Source organism: Gardnerella sp. c11Ua_71 (genome assembly GCF_055818025.1).
The window spans coordinates 47,306-65,117 of sequence record NZ_JARFVR010000004.1 but is presented as its reverse complement, the minus strand read 5'-3'; the positions used below and the strand labels follow the sequence as shown (position 1 = coordinate 65,117).

The following is a 17,812-nucleotide window of genomic DNA, read 5'->3' as shown; positions in this document are numbered from 1 at the left end:
AATAATGTAGAATGTCTGAGTCACAACATTTTGCAGGGGTGCTTTCTTTTTAAAGAAGGCTGAGATAGGCGAAAACCTGACCCTTCGAACCTGTTAGTTAATACAACGTAGGGAGCAACGATTAAGTATGACCTCAAACTATCCATACGCATCAATGCGTGACCAGTTCAACCTAAACACATGTTTTATTGCAAATCCTAAACTATGCAAAAGTCGCGCACTCACGGATATAGTTGACGACTCTTTACGCGCAGGATCAACATTTATAAGGCTTAATTGTGCGGATGAAAGCGCAAAAGAAATCACATCAATCGCACGAGATATTGCACAAATCATAGAAGATAACGATAAATGTGATTCAGTAACTTTCGTAATAGACGGAAGAGTTGACGTTGTCTGGCAGGCAAGAAATCAAGGAATTAAAGTCGATGGAGTTCATCTTGCACAAAGCGACATGGAACCAAAAGAAGCACGAGCACTTTTAGGAGAAGACGCAATAATCGGCTTATCTGTTGAAACAGAAAGTCTTGTTAAGGTTATTAATGAACTTCCTGATGGCTGCATTGATTATATTTGTGTAACAGCAATGCATAATCCAGAAGATGGTTGCGAAAACACTACTCCAACTTACGAATTAGAACCAAATCACACTATTTTAGATGAAGCAAAGATTAATACTATTTGCTCAGCAAGCGATTTTCCAGTACTTGTTGGAGGAAGAACATCTTTAGAAGATGTTGAAATGATTGCTCGCAGTAAGGCTGCAGGATTGTTTGTATCTGAAGCATTGTACGCAAGCGAAACACCAGAATCCACAATGAGTGAATTCGTGGAACGCTTTACACACATTCGCGGCAATCAAAAGCACGGTTACGCAAAACGCGTTATAGTGCAGGAAAAAGCTGACGAGAAAGCTAGCGATACTCCAAAATTCATTAATGCTAAAGAAGCAAAAGACGCTGCAAAATTAGCAAAGCAGCAGCGCGTTGATATCGCTTCTCGCGGATGTACTCAAAGAGACAAAGCTCATATTCGTAAAACTACTCCAGTTCACTTTGAATATGAATATGGTTCTTACGATTTGGAAGTGCCGTATACAGAAATTAAGCTTTCTGACACTCCAGGCGTTGGCCCTAACCCACCATTTAAGGATTACAACACAGAAGGTCCTAAGTGCGATCCTAAAGAGGGCTTGGCTCCTCTTCGTCTTGATTGGATTAGAGATCGCAATGATGTTGTTGAATATGAAGGTCGTAGTCGAAATCTTCAAGATGACGGTAAGCGAGCTATTAAGCGAGGAAAAGCTTCTAAAGAATGGCGTGGTCGCACTCATAAGCCGATGAAGGCTGCAGATCATCCTATTACACAGATGTGGTATGCAAGGCATAATATTGTAACTCCAGAAATGCAATATGTTGCAACTCGTGAAAACTGCGATGTGGAACTTGTTCGTTCTGAAGTTGCAGCTGGTCGCGCTGTTATTCCTTGCAATATCAACCATCCTGAAGCAGAACCTATGATTATTGGTTCTCGCTTCTTAACTAAGCTCAACGCAAACATGGGTAATTCTGCTGTCACATCTTCTATTGACGAAGAAGTAGAAAAACTTACGTGGGCTACTAAGTGGGGCGCGGATACCGTTATGGATCTTTCCACAGGTAACGATATTCACACAACTCGAGAATGGATTTTGCGTAACTCCCCTGTTCCGATTGGCACTGTGCCAATGTATCAGGCTTTGGAAAAGGTTGAGGATGACGCTTCTAAGCTCAGCTGGGAATTGTTCCGCGACACTGTTATTGAACAGTGCGAGCAAGGCGTTGACTACATGACTATTCACGCAGGCGTACTTCTTCGATACGTGCCTCTTACTGCAAACCGCGTAACCGGTATTGTTTCTAGAGGCGGTTCCATTATGGCTGAATGGTGCTTGCAACACCATCAAGAAAGCTTCCTTTACACTCACTTCGAAGAATTATGCGAGATTTTCGCCAAGTACGATGTTGCGTTCTCTTTGGGTGACGGCTTGCGTCCAGGAAGCTTGGCTGATGCTAACGATGCTGCTCAGCTTTCCGAACTTATGACTCTTGGAGAGCTAACCAAGATTGCATGGCAGCATGACGTTCAGGTGATGATTGAAGGCCCAGGACACGTACCATTTGATACGGTACGCATGAATATTGAGATGGAGAAAGCAATTTGCCAGAATGCTCCATTCTATACTCTTGGTCCTTTAACAACCGATACTGCACCAGGATATGATCACATTACTTCCGCTATCGGCGGCGTTGAAATCGCTCGTTATGGCACAGCAATGCTTTGCTACGTCACTCCTAAAGAGCATTTAGGACTTCCTAATAAGGACGACGTTAAACAAGGTGTTATTGCTTATAAAATTGCTTGTCACGCTGCGGATCTTGCTAAGCATCATCCGCATGCCATGGATCGAGATAACGCTATAAGCAAGGCTCGTTTCGAGTTTCGCTGGCTGGATCAGTTTAATTTAAGCTACGATCCAGATACCGCTATTGCTTTCCATGACGAAACGCTTCCAGCAGAGCCAGCAAAAATGGCTCACTTCTGTTCCATGTGTGGACCAAAATTCTGCTCAATGGCTATTTCTCAGAATATTCGCAAGCGTTTCGGTGGCGCAGCTCAACAAGAACAACTTGTTGAAGAAGCCCGCAGTCAGGCTATTGCCGAGGGTATGAAAGAGATGAGTAAAAAGTTCCAGGAAGCTGGTTCAACGTTATATCAAAGCGCCAAAGCGTAGAGTATCTATGTTTCTAAAGTTTTGATATTACGAAAATAAGGCGAGTTAGTGCAAGATTAATCCTGCTCAAGCTCGCCTTATTTTTATTTGCAACAGTTTTATTTGCAACAATTTTGAACAGTCTTTAACATATGGGAAAATCGCATTATGACACTTATCAATATGCATACGTCCGAAGGCGATATAAAGATTAATCTTTTTGACGATAAAGCGCCTATTACAGTAAAAAATTTCGTTGACTTGGCGACTGGTTCAAAAGAGTGGATGAATCCTTTTACGGGAGAAAAATCCAACGAACCATTCTATGACGGTTTGACATTCCATCGTATTATCAAAGACTTTATGATTCAAGGCGGATGCCCTCTTGGAAACGGAATGGGTGGTCCTGGCTACGAATTTGACGATGAGATTGACCCATCTTTAAAGTTTGATAAACCGTACCTTCTTGCAATGGCAAATGCTGGAAAACAGCGCGGACGAGACGGACGCTTACATGGCACGAATGGATCTCAGTTCTTTATAACTACCGTGCCAACTCCTTGGCTTGATGGTCATCACACTATTTTTGGAGAAGTCGTGGATGACGAATCTAAGGCTGTTGTAGATAAGCTCGAATCTGTTCCAACAGATAGGTCTGATGCCCCACTAGAGCCAGTTGGGATTATATCTATTGAGGTTATTAAGTAATAACATTAACTAAAATAAAGCATAAATAATATAAAAATTACAATAATAAAACTTCCAGCCAAAACATTATTTGACTGGAAGTTTTATTGTTTAGGTTTTATTGTTTAGTCGCGTTCCATTTTTCTGAGTCGCGGTTCCGCACTATCTTTTGCGCCCGTAATTCTATAAACGTCAAAAACGCCATCAATCTTACGAATCGCAGCAAGAAGAGTGTTCAAATGCTGAGGATCTGCCATTTCAAACGTAAATTGACTTGTAGCAACGCGGTCATCTCCAGTAGCAATCGTTCCCGAAAGAATGTTTACACCATGATCCGAAAGAACTCGCGTAACATCCGAAAGCAAATGCTGACGATCCAAAGCTTCTACTTGAACTTTAACAAGGAACAATCCTTTATCGCTAGTCCATTGAACAGGAATAACACGCTCCGACTGTGACTTTTGCAAATCAATCATATTCTGGCAATCCGTTCTATGAACAGAAACACCCTGATTTCTAGTTATAAAACCAACAATGTCATCTCCAGGAACAGGCATGCAGCAGCGAGCAAGCTTAACCCACACATCTCCAACGCCCTTTACGGAGACACCAAGAACACCATTAGACTTGCGATTACGCTCCACTCTCCTAAGCGGAAGCGCTTCTTCTTGAGCTTCTTCAGCTACTTCTTCACTACCAGCATCTTTAACAAGACGAGAGATAACGTTTTGAGTGGAAACTTGACCTTCGCCAATTGCAGCATAAACAGCTTCTACGTTAGCAGTTATATTAAGCTCTTCAGCAACACCTATTAACGCTTGCGGAGTGAGTAAAGTAGATAAAGGCAAGTTACGTTTACGCATAGCTCGCGTAAGCTCGTCTTTACCCTCTTCAATCGCCTCCGAACGACGTTCCTTGCTAAACCATTGACGAATCTTATTTCTAGCTCTAGGGCTTTTTACAAAGCTGAGCCAATCTCTTGAAGGACCAGCAGTATCAGACTTTGATGTAAGAACTTCTACAGTATCGCCATTGTTAAGCTTAGTGTCAAGTGGCACAAGCTTTCCATTTACGCGAGCGCCCATCATTCTGTGACCAACCTCGGTATGCACAGAATAAGCAAAGTCAACTGGAGTTGCATCTTGCGGAAGAGCAACAATACTTCCCTTTGGAGTAAACACGTAGACTTCCGAAGCTCCAAGATCTTGCTTTAAGGAACCCAAGAATTCGTCAGAATCTGGCGTTTCACTAGTCCAATCTGCAAGCTGCTGAATCCACTTTAAATTATCTAATTCGCTAAGCTCTTTGTTTTCTTCTTGTTCACGCTTAACATCACCTTTATCTGGCTTACTTAAAGCGCGACCAGCTTGTCCGTTTGCCTTATACTTCCAGTGAGCAGCAATACCAAATTCAGCACGCCTATGCATGTCCCATGTGCGAATCTGAATCTCCACAGGCTTTCCACCAGGACCTACAACAGTAGTGTGCAAGCTTTGATACATATTTAGCTTAGGCGTTGCTATATAGTCCTTAAAACGTCCAGGAACAGGACTCCAGCGCGCATGAACTGCACCTAATGCAGCATAACAGTCCCGAATAGAATCAACGATTATTCGCACACCTACAAGATCGTAAATATTTTCAAAATCATGACCGCGAACAATCATCTTTTGATAGATTGAAAAATAATCTTTTGGACGCCCCTTAACAGAAGCTTTTACATGTTGCTGGTTTAAATCTTCATTGATTTCTTCTAGAATTTGACGCAAATAAACTTCACGTTGACCAGCTCTACGAGCAACTAAAACTACTATTTCGTTATAAATTTTTGGATATAAAACTTTAAAGCTTAGCTCTTCAAGCTCTGTCTTAATTGCGTTCATACCGAGTCGATTTGCAAGAGGAGCGTAAACATCTAGAGTTTCACGAGCCTTTTTATGCGAGCTAGATGGCTTAACGTATCTCCATGTACGAGCGTTATGCAAACGATCTGCAAGTTTTACTACCAACACTCGCACATCTCGGCTCATTGCAACAACCATTTTTCTGATTGTTTCTGCCTGAGCGCTTTCTCCATATTCCATGTTTGATATTTTTGTAACACCGTCGACTAATCCTGCAACAGTATCACCAAAATCAGCCCTACACTCTTCTAGCGTGTAATCCGTATCTTCAACAGTATCGTGTAATAATCCTGCAGCAACAACTATAGGACCCATTCCTAGGTCAGCTAAAATCTGAGCAACAGCAAGAGGATGAATAATATATGGTTCGCCTGATTTACGCCTTTGACCAGTATGCTGTTTTACGGCTCTAGCATAAGCTTTGTGCAAAATCTCCATATTCTCATCGGGATGATGCCACTTACACATTCGCAATATTGGGCACAATGGGTCTCGCATATCTTCGCTAATTTCACATCCGAGCATGTTAGCGCCCTTAATGTCGTCTTGATTTTCACCCATCGAATATCACCTCCCGATTTATAGTTACTATCCTACATTGTAAAACAAGCTAAATCATACAATAATCTACATGTCTAATATTAAACACAATAAACTTAATATTAAATACAATAAATCCGACTCAGTCTAATAAACTTAGCTCTGGCCGGATTTATGTAATTTATTGCACTCCAGTAGATCCAAATCCTTTTGTAGATCTATCTGATCCTGGAAGCTTATTTGCTTCAATAAAATTAGCTTCAACATAGCGCTGGATAACTAGTTGAGCTATACGATCTCCACGATGGAACTGCACAGTATTGTTCGGATCCATATTTATCAACGGAACCTTAATTTCACCGCGATACCCAGCATCAACGGTTCCTGGCGCGTTAAGAACTGTAACACCTTGTTTTACAGCGAGACCAGAACGCGGATGAACTAGAGCAACGTATCCAGCTGGCAAAGCTATAGCAACACCAGTTGGAACCAGAGCACGTTCAAATGGGCGCAAAGTCACATCTTGCGTAGTTCGTAAATCCGCCCCAGCATCTCCAGCATGAGCGTAAGAAATATGTTCCATAGCAGGCTGATTACTATCAGTATCATTCAAATTATCCAAATACTTGATAAGAACTTCTACCTGTTCTGGACCAGTGTAGGTCTCGTCATAAGACATTAGGCTGCGCACTCCTTACAAACTGGCTGACCATCTTGAGACATTTGTGCAAGCTGACTACGATGCTTTACGAGGAAACACTCTGAGCAAATAAATTCATCACCCTGCATTGGTATTACTGTAACAGACGCATCTTCATTGCTTAAATCTGCACCTGGCAACTCGTAATCTTCTGCAATAGCATTCTCATCATCGTCTATATCGTTAGCAGAGCTTTGTGAACCCTTACTCAACGCTTCCAATGACTCCTCGTCTTCGTCTTTACTACGAGGAGAATCATAATCCTGTGCCATTATGGTCCTTTCGTTTTTAAAACTACTTACTAAATCTACTTTTATACTTTTAGCTATCTAATAAAAGCTACCTACGCGCATAGCATACATGAAAGCTACCCCGCATAGAATACTCGCTTTTTTATTCATAGAAAATGGCAAAGAAGGCAGACTATGGACTAAAGTATGTTATAAGTAGCGTTAAAAGCGAGGAAAGTGGTGCACAATGCTTGAAAATCCGCCAAAAGAGGCGAGTTTCGATCATGTGGATAATAATGGCGATTTAATTTTTATTTTTGAAAACACGCCGTTAAAAATTCATGTTGACGACACGCTGGAGCGCGCGATTGCCGAATCAAAAAAACTAACAAATGTTGGTGGCGATAATCAAAACACAGTTAATTCTATTGGTAAATCTGATGATTCGCCAGCTGCTACCACGGCAACACTACCTATATCTCAGATACAAGCACTGATACGTGCTGGCGTCGATCCAGAACATGTTGCAAAGCGATATAACGTAAGCGAATCTCAAGTTAAAAGATTCTCTAGTGGCGTTGAAACAGAAAAACAGTACGCTATTGAGCAATTCTTAACAGTTCCAGCTCCAAAACAAAGCAATATGAGAACTATTTCAGATTTGATCGAACGAACTCTCGCAAAAGCACATATTGGAATGGAAACTGTAAAATGGCGTGCCACAAGACGCGGACTTGAACCATGGCTTATAACAGCAGAGTTCAACACTGCTACTCGAACAATAAAAGCAGAGTGGACTTGGAATATGCACGACAACTCTATTACGTGCGCAAACCCTTCATCTAGATTGTTGCTTGGCGAAGAAATCATGAACAATGATTCTTCTTCTAAAAAATCACAGTTTGGAGGAGCTTATAGAGACACAGTAAGCATAAACTTCCCATTCGCAAATGATGAGCTTCCAGGAAATTCGATTCGTTCTGCAAGAATAGAACGTGCTGTGAGTCAGTGGGAATCAAGGAATAGCGTTAATCTTGCAAATGTTGCTATTCAAACAGAGGCTGCACAAAAAGAACAAAACAGCAACAATACTAATAATTCTTTAGATGGTTATACAGAAAATCCAATTCTAAGCGATTTGGTATCAAACTCTACTCCATCTAACAATCCAGATAATACAGAACAGTCTTCTGCAAACGTAAAAAACATAGAAGCCGCAGAAACTGCTGCAAATATTGCAAACTCTTCTTCTAATTCTGGAATCTATAAGTCTAAAGAAAATTCAGAAAATGAAGATAGTAGAGAAAATGCGAGCGCAAACATTTCACAAGATAATTCTAGTGAAAATGCGGTAGTCGATTCTTCCAATTCTGCTTCTGCAAAAAGCAAATATGCAAATTCTAAATCAAACACTTTTGGATCAGATTCTGAAGATGCGCATGTTCAAGCAGATAAAACAGTTGCTATAGAAACTCCAAAAACTGAACCAAAACAGCATATGAACGAGCATACTAGGGCTAAGAAGAGCACGAGAGCTGCTGTTCCTAGTTGGGATGAGATTCTTTTTGGAGAGGCTTAATTTATCATAAATCAAGCTATATCAACTAAGCATGGAATATCCATTTCCATGTGACTCATAGAGCCATGAACGCTTGGTAAGTTCATGGCTTTTTCTGTTTCTATCCTGGAATCCACTATAGTTACAGATGACTTTGCTTGAACAAGAACATCACCTATGACGCTTAATGCTAACGGGCTGACTTTCCCAAAAACACCATCTTTAACAGCTTGCTCTTTAGTTCTTACACGCGCTTTATCTTGCAAAACGTTAGACCATCTTAACGCAATGTCATCTGGATTTTCGCCATCTTCCGCGTAAAGCATAACAGACCTAGGCTCTCCCCCAACAAGCTTCACTCCTTTAGTAAGACGACTATCTTTCGCAATATCTATTTTCAAATCTGGATTTGATTCAATCATTCCATGGTCTGCAGTAATAACAATCAAAGTGCCTTTTTGACAATTCTTTTTTAAAAGACTCAGTTGCGCGTCTATCTGCTCAAAAGCTGAAACCCAATTCTCAGATTTCCAACCGTAATTGTGACCAACTTTATCAATATCTCTAAGGTACAAATATGTTAAACCAGGCGTTTTAGTACTATTGGCAGCATTCATAATTCTTGCTCTAGGAGTTGATCCACTTATGAATTTAGCTCCCCTAAAAGCTGCTTGAGTTAGAGGAGAATCCTCAAATTTTGAAAGACTTACATGATTCGCTCTAACACCTAAATTAGAAAGCGACTCAAATATTGTAGGCTGGCGTTGCAAATCTAATGGATCTGGAGCATCCCTAAATTGGATTAATTGACATAATGCCCCCGTTTTAGGATTTTTTTGCGTGTATCCCGTCATTGCAGTAAGACCAGGGCATGTTCCAGTGCCAAAAGTTGCCATTGCCGCAACCGTAGTACTCGGAATACAAGTCTTTATTGGACGCTGATTTGCGCAATCGTTAAGAAGATAGCGCAAATAAGGAGCATGACCTTTTCTAATAGCAAGATTCCAATAGCCAAGTCCGTCTACAAGCACAACAACAGCACTCTGTGACTTCGGAAATCCAAGACTAATGCGCGCAGTATAAGGATCATTATAAACAGCTGTACTAATCGAAGCATCAATCGAAGAGCTTACTGCTGGAAGAATCGCAGACAAACGAAGATCGGAGTTACACGAATCATCAACAAAATTCAGCAAATCATCCACAGACGGAATCTCAATACTCATAAGCAACATTGTAGTCAAAACACAAACTATACAAAATCATGAATAATGCATAACAGACTATGAGTAAAATAAGCATTTAATAAGCATTTAATAAAGTTTTGTGCACATAAATTGGTATTATAAAGGCTTGTAAATCACTTCAAGGAGTTCAAAACCATGCCTTCACGCAGCAAATCAGCAAAACAAACCTTCGACCCTAGAAAGGTTAAGGAAAACATTGTTGAAACGCCGCTTAACGAAGAAATGAGCAAATCATTCCTCGAATACGCATACTCGGTGATTTACGCGCGCGCATTGCCAGACGCTAGAGACGGAATGAAGCCTGTACAGCGCAGAATCGTGTATCAAATGGGAAACATGAACCTTACCCCAGAACACGCATACATGAAGTCTGCTCGCGTTGTAGGCGAAGTTATGGGAAAACTGCATCCGCATGGAGATTCCGCAATTTACGAGGCAATGGTGCGTTTGGCTCAGCCATTTTCTCTTAGACTCCCTCTGGTTGACGGTCATGGAAACTTTGGTTCCTTAGACGACGGTCCTGCAGCATCTAGGTACACGGAAGCGCGACTAGCTCCAGCAGCACTTGGAATGAATGCAGATATAAACGAAGACACTGTTGACTTTGCTCCAAACTATGACAATAAGCTAAAAGAACCAACTGTTCTGCCTGCCGCTATACCAAACTTGCTTGTAAACGGAGCTTCTGGAATCGCAGTTGGAATGGCCACAAATATGGCTACTCACAATCTTGGCGAAGTCGTAGCTGCAGCGAAATACGTTATGAAGCATACAAATGCTACCCTAGACGATTTAATGCAAATAGTTCCAGGTCCAGACTGGCCAGGCGGCGGCATAATTATTGGACGAAGTGGAATCCGCGAAGCGTACGAAACTGGAAGAGGCGCTTTTACAACTAGATCGAAAACGCATATTGAAAACGTTACAGCGCGCAAAAAGGCGATTATTGTTACAGAATTGCCATTTATGGTTGGCCCGGAGCGAGTGCTCGAGCGCATATCTCAAGGCATAAAAGCGCGCAAACTAGACGGAATATCTGGAGCAATAGACTTAACAGATAGGCACAATGGAACGCGAATCGTAATAGAAATAAAAACAGGATTTGATCCAAACGCGGTTCTTGCGCAACTTTTTAAGCACACTCCGCTGCAAGAAAGCTTTACGATTAACAACGTTGCACTAGTTGATGGAAGACCTCACACAATGGGTCTTCGAGAGCTTCTAGACGTGTGGATTTTGCACAGAAGAACCGTTATTAGAAGGCGCAGCGAATTTAGACTAAACAAAGCCAAAGAGAGACTGCACCTTGTAGAAGGATTGCTTCTTGCAATGCTAGACATTGACGAAGTAATACAAGTAATTAGGTCTTCCGAAGACGCAGAAACCGCAAAATCAAAGCTTATTAGCGTATTTGATTTAGACGAGATTCAAGCGCAATACATTCTTGACTTAAGACTTAGAAGACTTACAAAAATGAGTCGAATCGAGCTAGAAGGCGAAAAAAACGACTTATTGCAAAAAATAGATGAACTTAACGAGATTCTAAGCTCCGCAAGCCAGCTAGACAAAGTTGTGATTGCAGAAATGGATTACGCTGTAAAACAGTGGGATACTCCGCGCAGAACAATTCTTTTAGACGAACAAGAAGACGGCAGCTTTACGCCTGTTTGCACTAAAAACAGTAAAGAAGTTAATTCTGATTCAGCTATGGACGCAGTTATTGCAGCAAATCAATTGACAAATGCCCAGGCAGATGTTGCAGCAGCCGCAAGCGCCGCTCGTAAGTCTGGAGACACTGACGCAACCTCAGCGGCTTTGCAATTAAGCGACGAACCGTGCGCCGTAGCTTTAAGCACATCTGGGCTTATAGCAAGAACTAGTGTTGAAACATTCAATAGATGGCAATCACATTCTTCAAATATCTTTGACACTCCATGCTTAAACGTGTTTACTACTACTACGCGAGCAACATACGCTTTAATAACATCCGCAGGGCGATTAGTAATAGCGCATGTTGCAGACTTGCCACATTTAAATCAAGGAGATGAAAACGTTTCGGAATCTCTTTCCAATGGTGTTAAAGCAAGCGAATTATTAACTTCTACTCAAAGCACAGACCCAATTAGAGGAGAGAAAGTCGTAGCTGCTATTGCATTAAGCGATTCTGATTCTAAAACTCCTATATCTTCTAAAACTCCTCTTGCAATAGGAACAAAGAATGGCATCGTAAAACGATGGAATTTTGAATCGCCAACAACAATGGATTCTTGGAGCATTATTGACTTAAAAGACAATGATTCAGTTATTAATGCAGCACTCGCTAATGATGAAGATAGGCTTGTGTTTATAAGCAGCGATTCTTCTCTTCTTACATTCGACGCAAAACAAGTTAGACCTCAGGGGCGAAACTCCGCTGGAATGGCAGGAATTAGGCTTAATGAAGGATGCACTGTTTCTGCTTTTGCTGTAGTTGCTAAAAATGATGTTGAATGGAATTACGAAGAGGGCGAAAATGGTCTATTTTCTGCTTCTGGAAGCGTAGTGTTCACTCTTGCTGGAGATAGCGATGCGCTTGCTGGAACAGAAAACGGAGCTGCAAAGATTACACCATTAGAAATGTATCCTACAAAGGGGCGCGGCACAGGAGGCGTGCGATCGCAGCGATTCCTTAAAGGGCAAAACACAATTTTGGCAGCATACGTTGGCAATTATCCGCTTTACGCAACTACACAACGTGGAGCAAACGTAGAGCTGCCTAAGCCAGATATGCGAAGAGATGCTTCTGGAACCGAGCTGGTTTCCCCTATTGCGCATATTGGGTAATCTCTTTACTGCTATAGTTGCGATTTTGTTGCTACAGTGGTAAAGAACTTGAACGATTTACGCATCATGAGGAGCCTTGGATACTTACTCTCGGCAATCTAAAAACTAATGATTCATCAAATAAAATAATCAGCAAAAACACAATAAAATCAAATTCCCCCTGCAAACAACCATACAAGTTACACAACAGGGGGAATTCTTGAATCACAATATCAACACAACATAACTTAGATTCTTACATAAAATCAACCTACTACATGCATATTTAATGCTTGCGGCGAGACTTGAACATAGACAAACCAAAACCAGCAAACAAAGACACAAACAAAGCACTTATAGACATAACCAGTGAAACACCAGTATCAGGCAAATGCTTAGCAGGAGCCTTAACATTATAAGCCTCACCAGCATCAACAGCCTTAAAACGCTGCTCAACAGAATGCTCCACCGGCTTATCCGCAGTACGAACAGGATTCAACACAGGCTGCTCAACAACAGAATACTCTGGATTCTCAGGAATAATCTCAGGAAGAGGAATCCACGAATCTTCAGGAACATCAGGAACAGGCTTCGGCTCAGGTTCTGGAGTTGGGGTTGGCTCTGGTTTCAGCTCAGGAACTGGAGTCGGTGTTGGTGTTGGTTCAGGAGCTGGAGATGGCGTAGGTGTAGGAGATGTTTCTTTTACATACGACGCATATACAGTCATATCACTATTAGCTACAACAGTATCACCAGTAAACGCATCACCAGTTCCATTTTTACCCTGATACCAACCATTAAAAGTAAAACCAGCTTTAGTAGGATTAGCTGGCATAGACTGATCAGTTAAACCATCACCACTAATAGAGAGACCTTGCTGAACTTTCACAGTAGCATACGGTTTCTTGTCATCATCATTTATAAATTTGACGGTAGCAATCTTTCTTCTCAACACAAAAGTAACAACTTTTTGAGTAGAAATTGAGTTATCCTTATGAATCGCAATATTAAATTTTGCATCAATTGTAGCGCTATTAATATCTGCTGAATTTTCTGGTTCAACAACCCACTCATAGTTTGTAGGCGCTTCAGCAGCAGACTTTACGATGTAGTTTCCAGGAGACAAATAAGCAAAACCATTGGAAAGATAACCAGCAGCTTCACTAAGCAAAGCCGTATTTTTATTTGTTATCATTGATTGTAATGCGTTTAACTCTGGAGCTGCGCTAGACTCAGATGACTTGAAATCACCAGCAATTTGCTTATCGCCAACGTAAAGTCCAAATTTCTTACCACTCTCGATCTTGTTTTGCAAATCTTTGTATCGCACAACAAGCTGAGTAGGAATTGGTCTAAATGTCACATAATAATGCTTTGTATTTAGTTGATTGTCATCTTTATCTCGAACAATACCGTAATTGAAATTTCCAGGTTTTTTGTCAGCATTTTTAGTAGTAAAAGTACCGTCTTTTGGCGTGTCTATATCATTACTGTAATACAAATAACCAGTGATTTGCGTGTTTTTAAGCTCTTCCATAGTTGGGCGCTTAATAGAATCTTTCTTGGGGTCGCCTTCGTAGCTTAGAAGAGGCGTATACATATTTCTGACAACCTGATTATTACCAAACCTAACTTTGGAAATATTTTTCGCGTCAGACAAATCGGATAAATCCAACTTGGTAAACGGTTTAGTAGAGAACCTATCAGCTTCACCAGAACTACGTTGTGGAAGATCATCATTCCCTTTAATGTTTGCTGCCTTGCGATATTGCAAATCATCTACAAAGTGAAATTGCGCGCCACATTCAGGTAGAAAGGCGACATATCCAAAAATTCCAGATGAGTCTTCATGATTAAATCCTTCATAGCCAAAAATAGCTTCATGAGTGTTGTCACCCTCCATAACAACATGAATAAACGTTTGGTTCTTTCTCATATATACTGTGATATTTGTCTTATCAGCCAAATTGGATCCAATAAGCTTCCCATTTACCTCGAGCCTGTATGAGATCTTATTGTCGGGAGCTTTATTAAAGTCAAAATCTGCTGATCCATCTGGATTTTTTAGCTCGCGGGATGATCTGTATGGGTAAAATTGACCATCGGCAGTATATACACTTTCTTTATCAACCCGCGGGAAAAATATGAATGTATCAACTCTTCCAAGCCTGCCATTATATGTATTGATAATCTCATTAATACTTCTAGTATCGCCAGATGCTTGACCATTCTCTACAGAAAATTTCTTGCCATAAGGCGTATAAAAAATCTTTTGAATAGAAGGCAGAGGTCTAACAGATGTTGTTTTATCCTGCAGCTCTTTGACTTCAGCAGGTGTAATAACATTCGGGAACGGATTGGTTACATTCTTGTCATTACTAAAATCATATATGCCATCTTTATTAGGCTTAACTTCGCTTTTCTTCTCGCCATTATTTGTAGAATCTGTTGACGCCCTATCATCTTTTGCTGCTTTAACTGATTTTTGTGTACTTACTTCATCGTTTTTTGGTTTATCCGCATCAGTAGGATCATTTCTTTTATCAGCTTTGTTATCGGCAACAGAACCACTATAGTCAGAGGAAGATGTCAACCTAGTTTCACTACTGGAAGGATCAGCATTAGCAAAGTTAGATTCATGATCTTCAGAATCAGACTTCTGTTTTCTAATAATTTCTTGTGACTGTTTAGAAGCATGTGACTGCGCCAAATCGCGCGACTTTGCAGATATATCATTCTGCACATTTTCTTGTGATTTTACAGATTTTTGTGACTTTGCTAAATCACCAGGGAACCCCCCCCCATTAGAAAAATCAACACTAGTGACATTCTGCTTCACATCTGATGCAGAATTATTTTCAGACGCATTCGCAGTTTGAGCCATGCAAAAAGCGCAAGCCGCAGTAGCAATACTCATCATCGTCGTTGACAACACGATTGCAGTTTTTTTATTCATTTTAGCCTCTTCACTAAAAACTCATAAAATTACATAAATTGTACAAACAACCATTAAGCAAAGCTTAAATCCACAAAACTTATAAACACTTTTGATTATACAATAAATAAACATTAAATATAAGTAGATGCACACAATATTTGCTTGAAAGTAGACAATACGATAGTAACGAATTTCCCCCTGATATATAAAACATCAGAGGGAAATTATCAGCATTCGCTCAAAACATTCATAAATGCAATACTAATTTTTGCGTTTAGCTATTCCAGCAAGCAAACTAGAAAAACCAGCGAAAAGGGATATGATTGAAATCACAAATGTTGAAGTTGCTGAAACACCAGTATCAGGCAAATGCTTAGCAGGAGCCTTAGCATTATAAGCCTCACCAGCATCAACAGCCTTAAAACGCTGCTCAACAGAATGCTCCACCGGCTTATCCGAAGAATGAACAGGATTCAACACAGGCTGCTCAACAACAGAATACTCTGGATTCTCAGGAACAATCTCAGGAAGAGGAATCCACAAACCACCAGGAACATCAGGAACGTCAGGATCTGGTATTGGCTCAGGTTCAGGAGTTACATCTGGCTCAGGCGCTGGAGTCGGTGTTGGTGTTGGTTCAGGAGTTGGAGATGGCGTAGGTGTATAAATAGCATAAACCGTCATGTCACTTTTTACTGGAGTTTGAGCAGTAAATACTTTGCTTTTATCCTTACCTGTAGAATCAGCATTCCACTCTACAAAAGTATAACCTTCTTTAGATGGTGCCGATGGCATCATCTGACCTGCAACACTGTTTTCACTTATGCTTTTGTTTTCCTTAACTTGCACAGAAGCATAATTTTCATTGCTATCATTCACAAAAGTAACTTTGTAGATCTTAGGTTTAGGAACAATGTTGTATGTAAAGTGCGAAATACCAATTATCCTAAATTGTTTGTTGATAATATCGTAAAACAGGCACTGACCTTCAAGCTTGCCAGATTTTACTGCTATATATTTGCCTTCTTTATTCTTCTTAAAATAAGATGAATTTTCAATCTGTACTGGAGTACCATCTTCTTTGAATCCTTCCACTACATTAATACTCTGATTGACACCTTCTTTCGTAATTTTAATAGGACTTTTATATTCGTCTCCTACTTCAATAGTGAAAGTTCCAGGATTCTGGTTATCGAACACAGAATCGCCCTTCTGCGGATTATTAGATGGGAATAATTGATACTTAGCCAAATTATCTTTTACATCAATTTCAGTAATTTTATTACCTTGGAAAGCATCGCTACCAATTCCAGAAAGATAATACGGCTTAGAGTCTGAATCGTGCTCTTTGCCCTTGTCATCAATTACGCCTTCAAACACAACTTTTTCAATTTCATTAGCTACAAAAGCACCATTATGTATTGAAATTACACTTTTCGGAATAGTAACAGTTCCCTTAATTTTGTTCCAGCCGAACGCACCGTATTCGATGATTTTAAGAGATTGCGGAAGAGTGACACTTTCTATATAATGTTCACCCTCGATATGCTCATGATTTTTGCCAACTTGTTTCGCTTTACCTGTAAAAGCAACTTCTCCAATTACTTCTATACCTTCTGGAATTACAATATGTGGATTTTTCTTAAGCTTGGCAAGTCCTTTTTCGTTAAGACCTGGAACAACTTCATTAACAGTACCAGTAGGAGTACTAATGTCTTGTCTATATCCAATCTGCTTCCCATCTTTGGTAATATTAAAATCCTCACGAGTCCAAGTTAAAGATGCATCATCTATAGTACCCGAATCAGTTGAAGCTGCTCTGGATTCTTCAGATGCAGTTACGCTTCTATCTTCACGATTATTTGTTTGAAGATTAGTATCGCTTACATCAATAAGAGTTTGAGTAAGTATAGCATTTTCAGAATTTTCAGCATCAGTTACAGATTCAGAAGCTTTAGAAGATTTAGTAGATTTTGCAGTTTCGGTAATTTTTGCAGCTTCATTAGAATTGGAGGAATTGATATTTTCAGAGGATTTTACGGAAGTGCTATCTAAAGCCCCCCCCCCATGCTGGTTTTTACTAGGATTTGTAGCATAAGAGTTTGCGTTAGAAGAATTTACAGTTGTATTAATACCATCACTCACTGAGGTATCGGCAGCATTTGCACTTTGTGCTACACAAAAAGCACACGCAGCAGTAGCAATACCCATCATAGTGCTAGTCAAAATTATGTTAGTTCTCTTACTCATTTTTCCTCCCGCAAAACCAAATTTTCTAGAATAATTACCAAAATAACGGAATCAACACCAAAACAAGTATAATACAGGCATTTAACAGCATTGAATCTTCAGACATTCTACAACTTACAACTTCAATCTCAACAAAATGTAACCAAACTCACAATAAGCTTAATAAATCTTAAACAAACAACCATTAAGCCAACAATCACACAA

10 protein-coding genes and 1 riboswitch are annotated in these 17,812 nt (G+C 40.3%); of the genes, 4 read left to right on the top strand and 6 right to left on the bottom strand.

The window, feature by feature from the left end; genetic code table 11:
- Nucleotides 1-24 precede the first annotated feature (24 nt).
- Nucleotides 25-131, top strand: a riboswitch (TPP riboswitch).
- Both thiC and P0106_RS04030 read left to right on the top strand, forming a co-directional pair.
- A complete protein-coding gene (gene thiC / locus P0106_RS04035; RefSeq protein ID WP_473730472.1) occupies nt 128-2,773 on the top strand; it encodes a phosphomethylpyrimidine synthase ThiC in 2,646 nt (881 codons plus the stop codon). It overlaps the preceding riboswitch by 4 nt.
- Before the next feature lie 147 nt (nt 2,774-2,920).
- Nucleotides 2,921-3,460, top strand: coding sequence for a peptidylprolyl isomerase (locus P0106_RS04030; protein ID WP_004112594.1), 540 nt, complete (start codon nt 2,921-2,923; stop codon nt 3,458-3,460).
- Nucleotides 3,461-3,564: 104 nt separating this feature from the next.
- Here the strand turns inward: P0106_RS04030 and P0106_RS04025 are convergent, their stop codons facing one another.
- The 3 genes from P0106_RS04025 to P0106_RS04015 form a co-directional block, all read right to left on the bottom strand.
- Nucleotides 3,565-5,904 (bottom strand): RelA/SpoT family protein, encoded by a 2,340-nt coding sequence (locus P0106_RS04025; protein ID WP_004138463.1) that lies wholly within the window; start codon nt 5,902-5,904, stop codon nt 3,565-3,567.
- Between the two features lie 160 nt (nt 5,905-6,064).
- The gene (gene dut / locus P0106_RS04020) at nt 6,065-6,562 is read right to left on the bottom strand and encodes a dUTP diphosphatase (protein WP_009993670.1); all 498 of its coding nucleotides are present in this window, start codon (nt 6,560-6,562) and stop codon (nt 6,065-6,067) included.
- Nucleotides 6,562-6,855 (bottom strand): DUF4193 domain-containing protein, encoded by a 294-nt coding sequence (locus P0106_RS04015; RefSeq protein ID WP_004112589.1) that lies wholly within the window; start codon nt 6,853-6,855, stop codon nt 6,562-6,564. The genes dut and P0106_RS04015 overlap by 1 nt, the downstream gene beginning before the upstream one ends.
- Nucleotides 6,856-7,060: 205 nt before the next feature.
- Here P0106_RS04015 and sepH point away from each other — a divergent pair, with 205 nt between their 5' ends.
- The gene (sepH, locus tag P0106_RS04010; protein WP_014554659.1) at nt 7,061-8,392 is read left to right on the top strand and encodes a septation protein SepH; all 1,332 of its coding nucleotides are present in this window, start codon (nt 7,061-7,063) and stop codon (nt 8,390-8,392) included.
- Nucleotides 8,393-8,403: 11 nt separating this feature from the next.
- Here sepH and P0106_RS04005 read toward each other — a convergent pair whose 3' ends face one another.
- Complete coding sequence (locus tag P0106_RS04005; RefSeq protein WP_041160647.1) at nt 8,404-9,597, bottom strand: alkaline phosphatase family protein; 1,194 nt, start codon at nt 9,595-9,597, stop codon at nt 8,404-8,406.
- A 156-nt stretch (nt 9,598-9,753) separates the two neighbouring features.
- Here P0106_RS04005 and P0106_RS04000 point away from each other — a divergent pair, with 156 nt between their 5' ends.
- On the top strand, nt 9,754-12,441 hold the full coding sequence (locus tag P0106_RS04000) for a DNA gyrase/topoisomerase IV subunit A (protein ID WP_473730471.1): 2,688 nt from the start codon (nt 9,754-9,756) through the stop codon (nt 12,439-12,441).
- Between the two features lie 265 nt (nt 12,442-12,706).
- Here the strand turns inward: P0106_RS04000 and P0106_RS03995 are convergent, their stop codons facing one another.
- Together P0106_RS03995 and P0106_RS03990 are read right to left on the bottom strand one after the other, a co-directional pair.
- Complete coding sequence (locus tag P0106_RS03995; RefSeq protein ID WP_473730470.1) at nt 12,707-15,376, bottom strand: InlB B-repeat-containing protein; 2,670 nt, start codon at nt 15,374-15,376, stop codon at nt 12,707-12,709.
- 243 nt (nt 15,377-15,619) lie between these two features.
- Entirely contained in the window at nt 15,620-17,608 is a 1,989-nt protein-coding gene (locus P0106_RS03990; RefSeq protein WP_473730469.1) for an InlB B-repeat-containing protein, read from the bottom strand.
- Nucleotides 17,609-17,812 lie beyond the last annotated feature (204 nt).

Coding starts and splice junctions, on each gene's coding strand:
- thiC (WP_473730472.1), top strand. CDS start 128: ATGACCTCAAACTATCCATACGCATCAATGCGTGACCAGTTCAACCTA.
- P0106_RS04030 (WP_004112594.1), top strand. CDS start 2,921: ATGACACTTATCAATATGCATACGTCCGAAGGCGATATAAAGATTAAT.
- P0106_RS04025 (WP_004138463.1), bottom strand. CDS start 5,904: ATGGGTGAAAATCAAGACGACATTAAGGGCGCTAACATGCTCGGATGT.
- dut (WP_009993670.1), bottom strand. CDS start 6,562: ATGTCTTATGACGAGACCTACACTGGTCCAGAACAGGTAGAAGTTCTT.
- P0106_RS04015 (WP_004112589.1), bottom strand. CDS start 6,855: ATGGCACAGGATTATGATTCTCCTCGTAGTAAAGACGAAGACGAGGAG.
- sepH (WP_014554659.1), top strand. CDS start 7,061: ATGCTTGAAAATCCGCCAAAAGAGGCGAGTTTCGATCATGTGGATAAT.
- P0106_RS04005 (WP_041160647.1), bottom strand. CDS start 9,597: ATGAGTATTGAGATTCCGTCTGTGGATGATTTGCTGAATTTTGTTGAT.
- P0106_RS04000 (WP_473730471.1), top strand. CDS start 9,754: ATGCCTTCACGCAGCAAATCAGCAAAACAAACCTTCGACCCTAGAAAG.
- P0106_RS03995 (WP_473730470.1), bottom strand. CDS start 15,376: ATGAATAAAAAAACTGCAATCGTGTTGTCAACGACGATGATGAGTATT.
- P0106_RS03990 (WP_473730469.1), bottom strand. CDS start 17,608: ATGAGTAAGAGAACTAACATAATTTTGACTAGCACTATGATGGGTATT.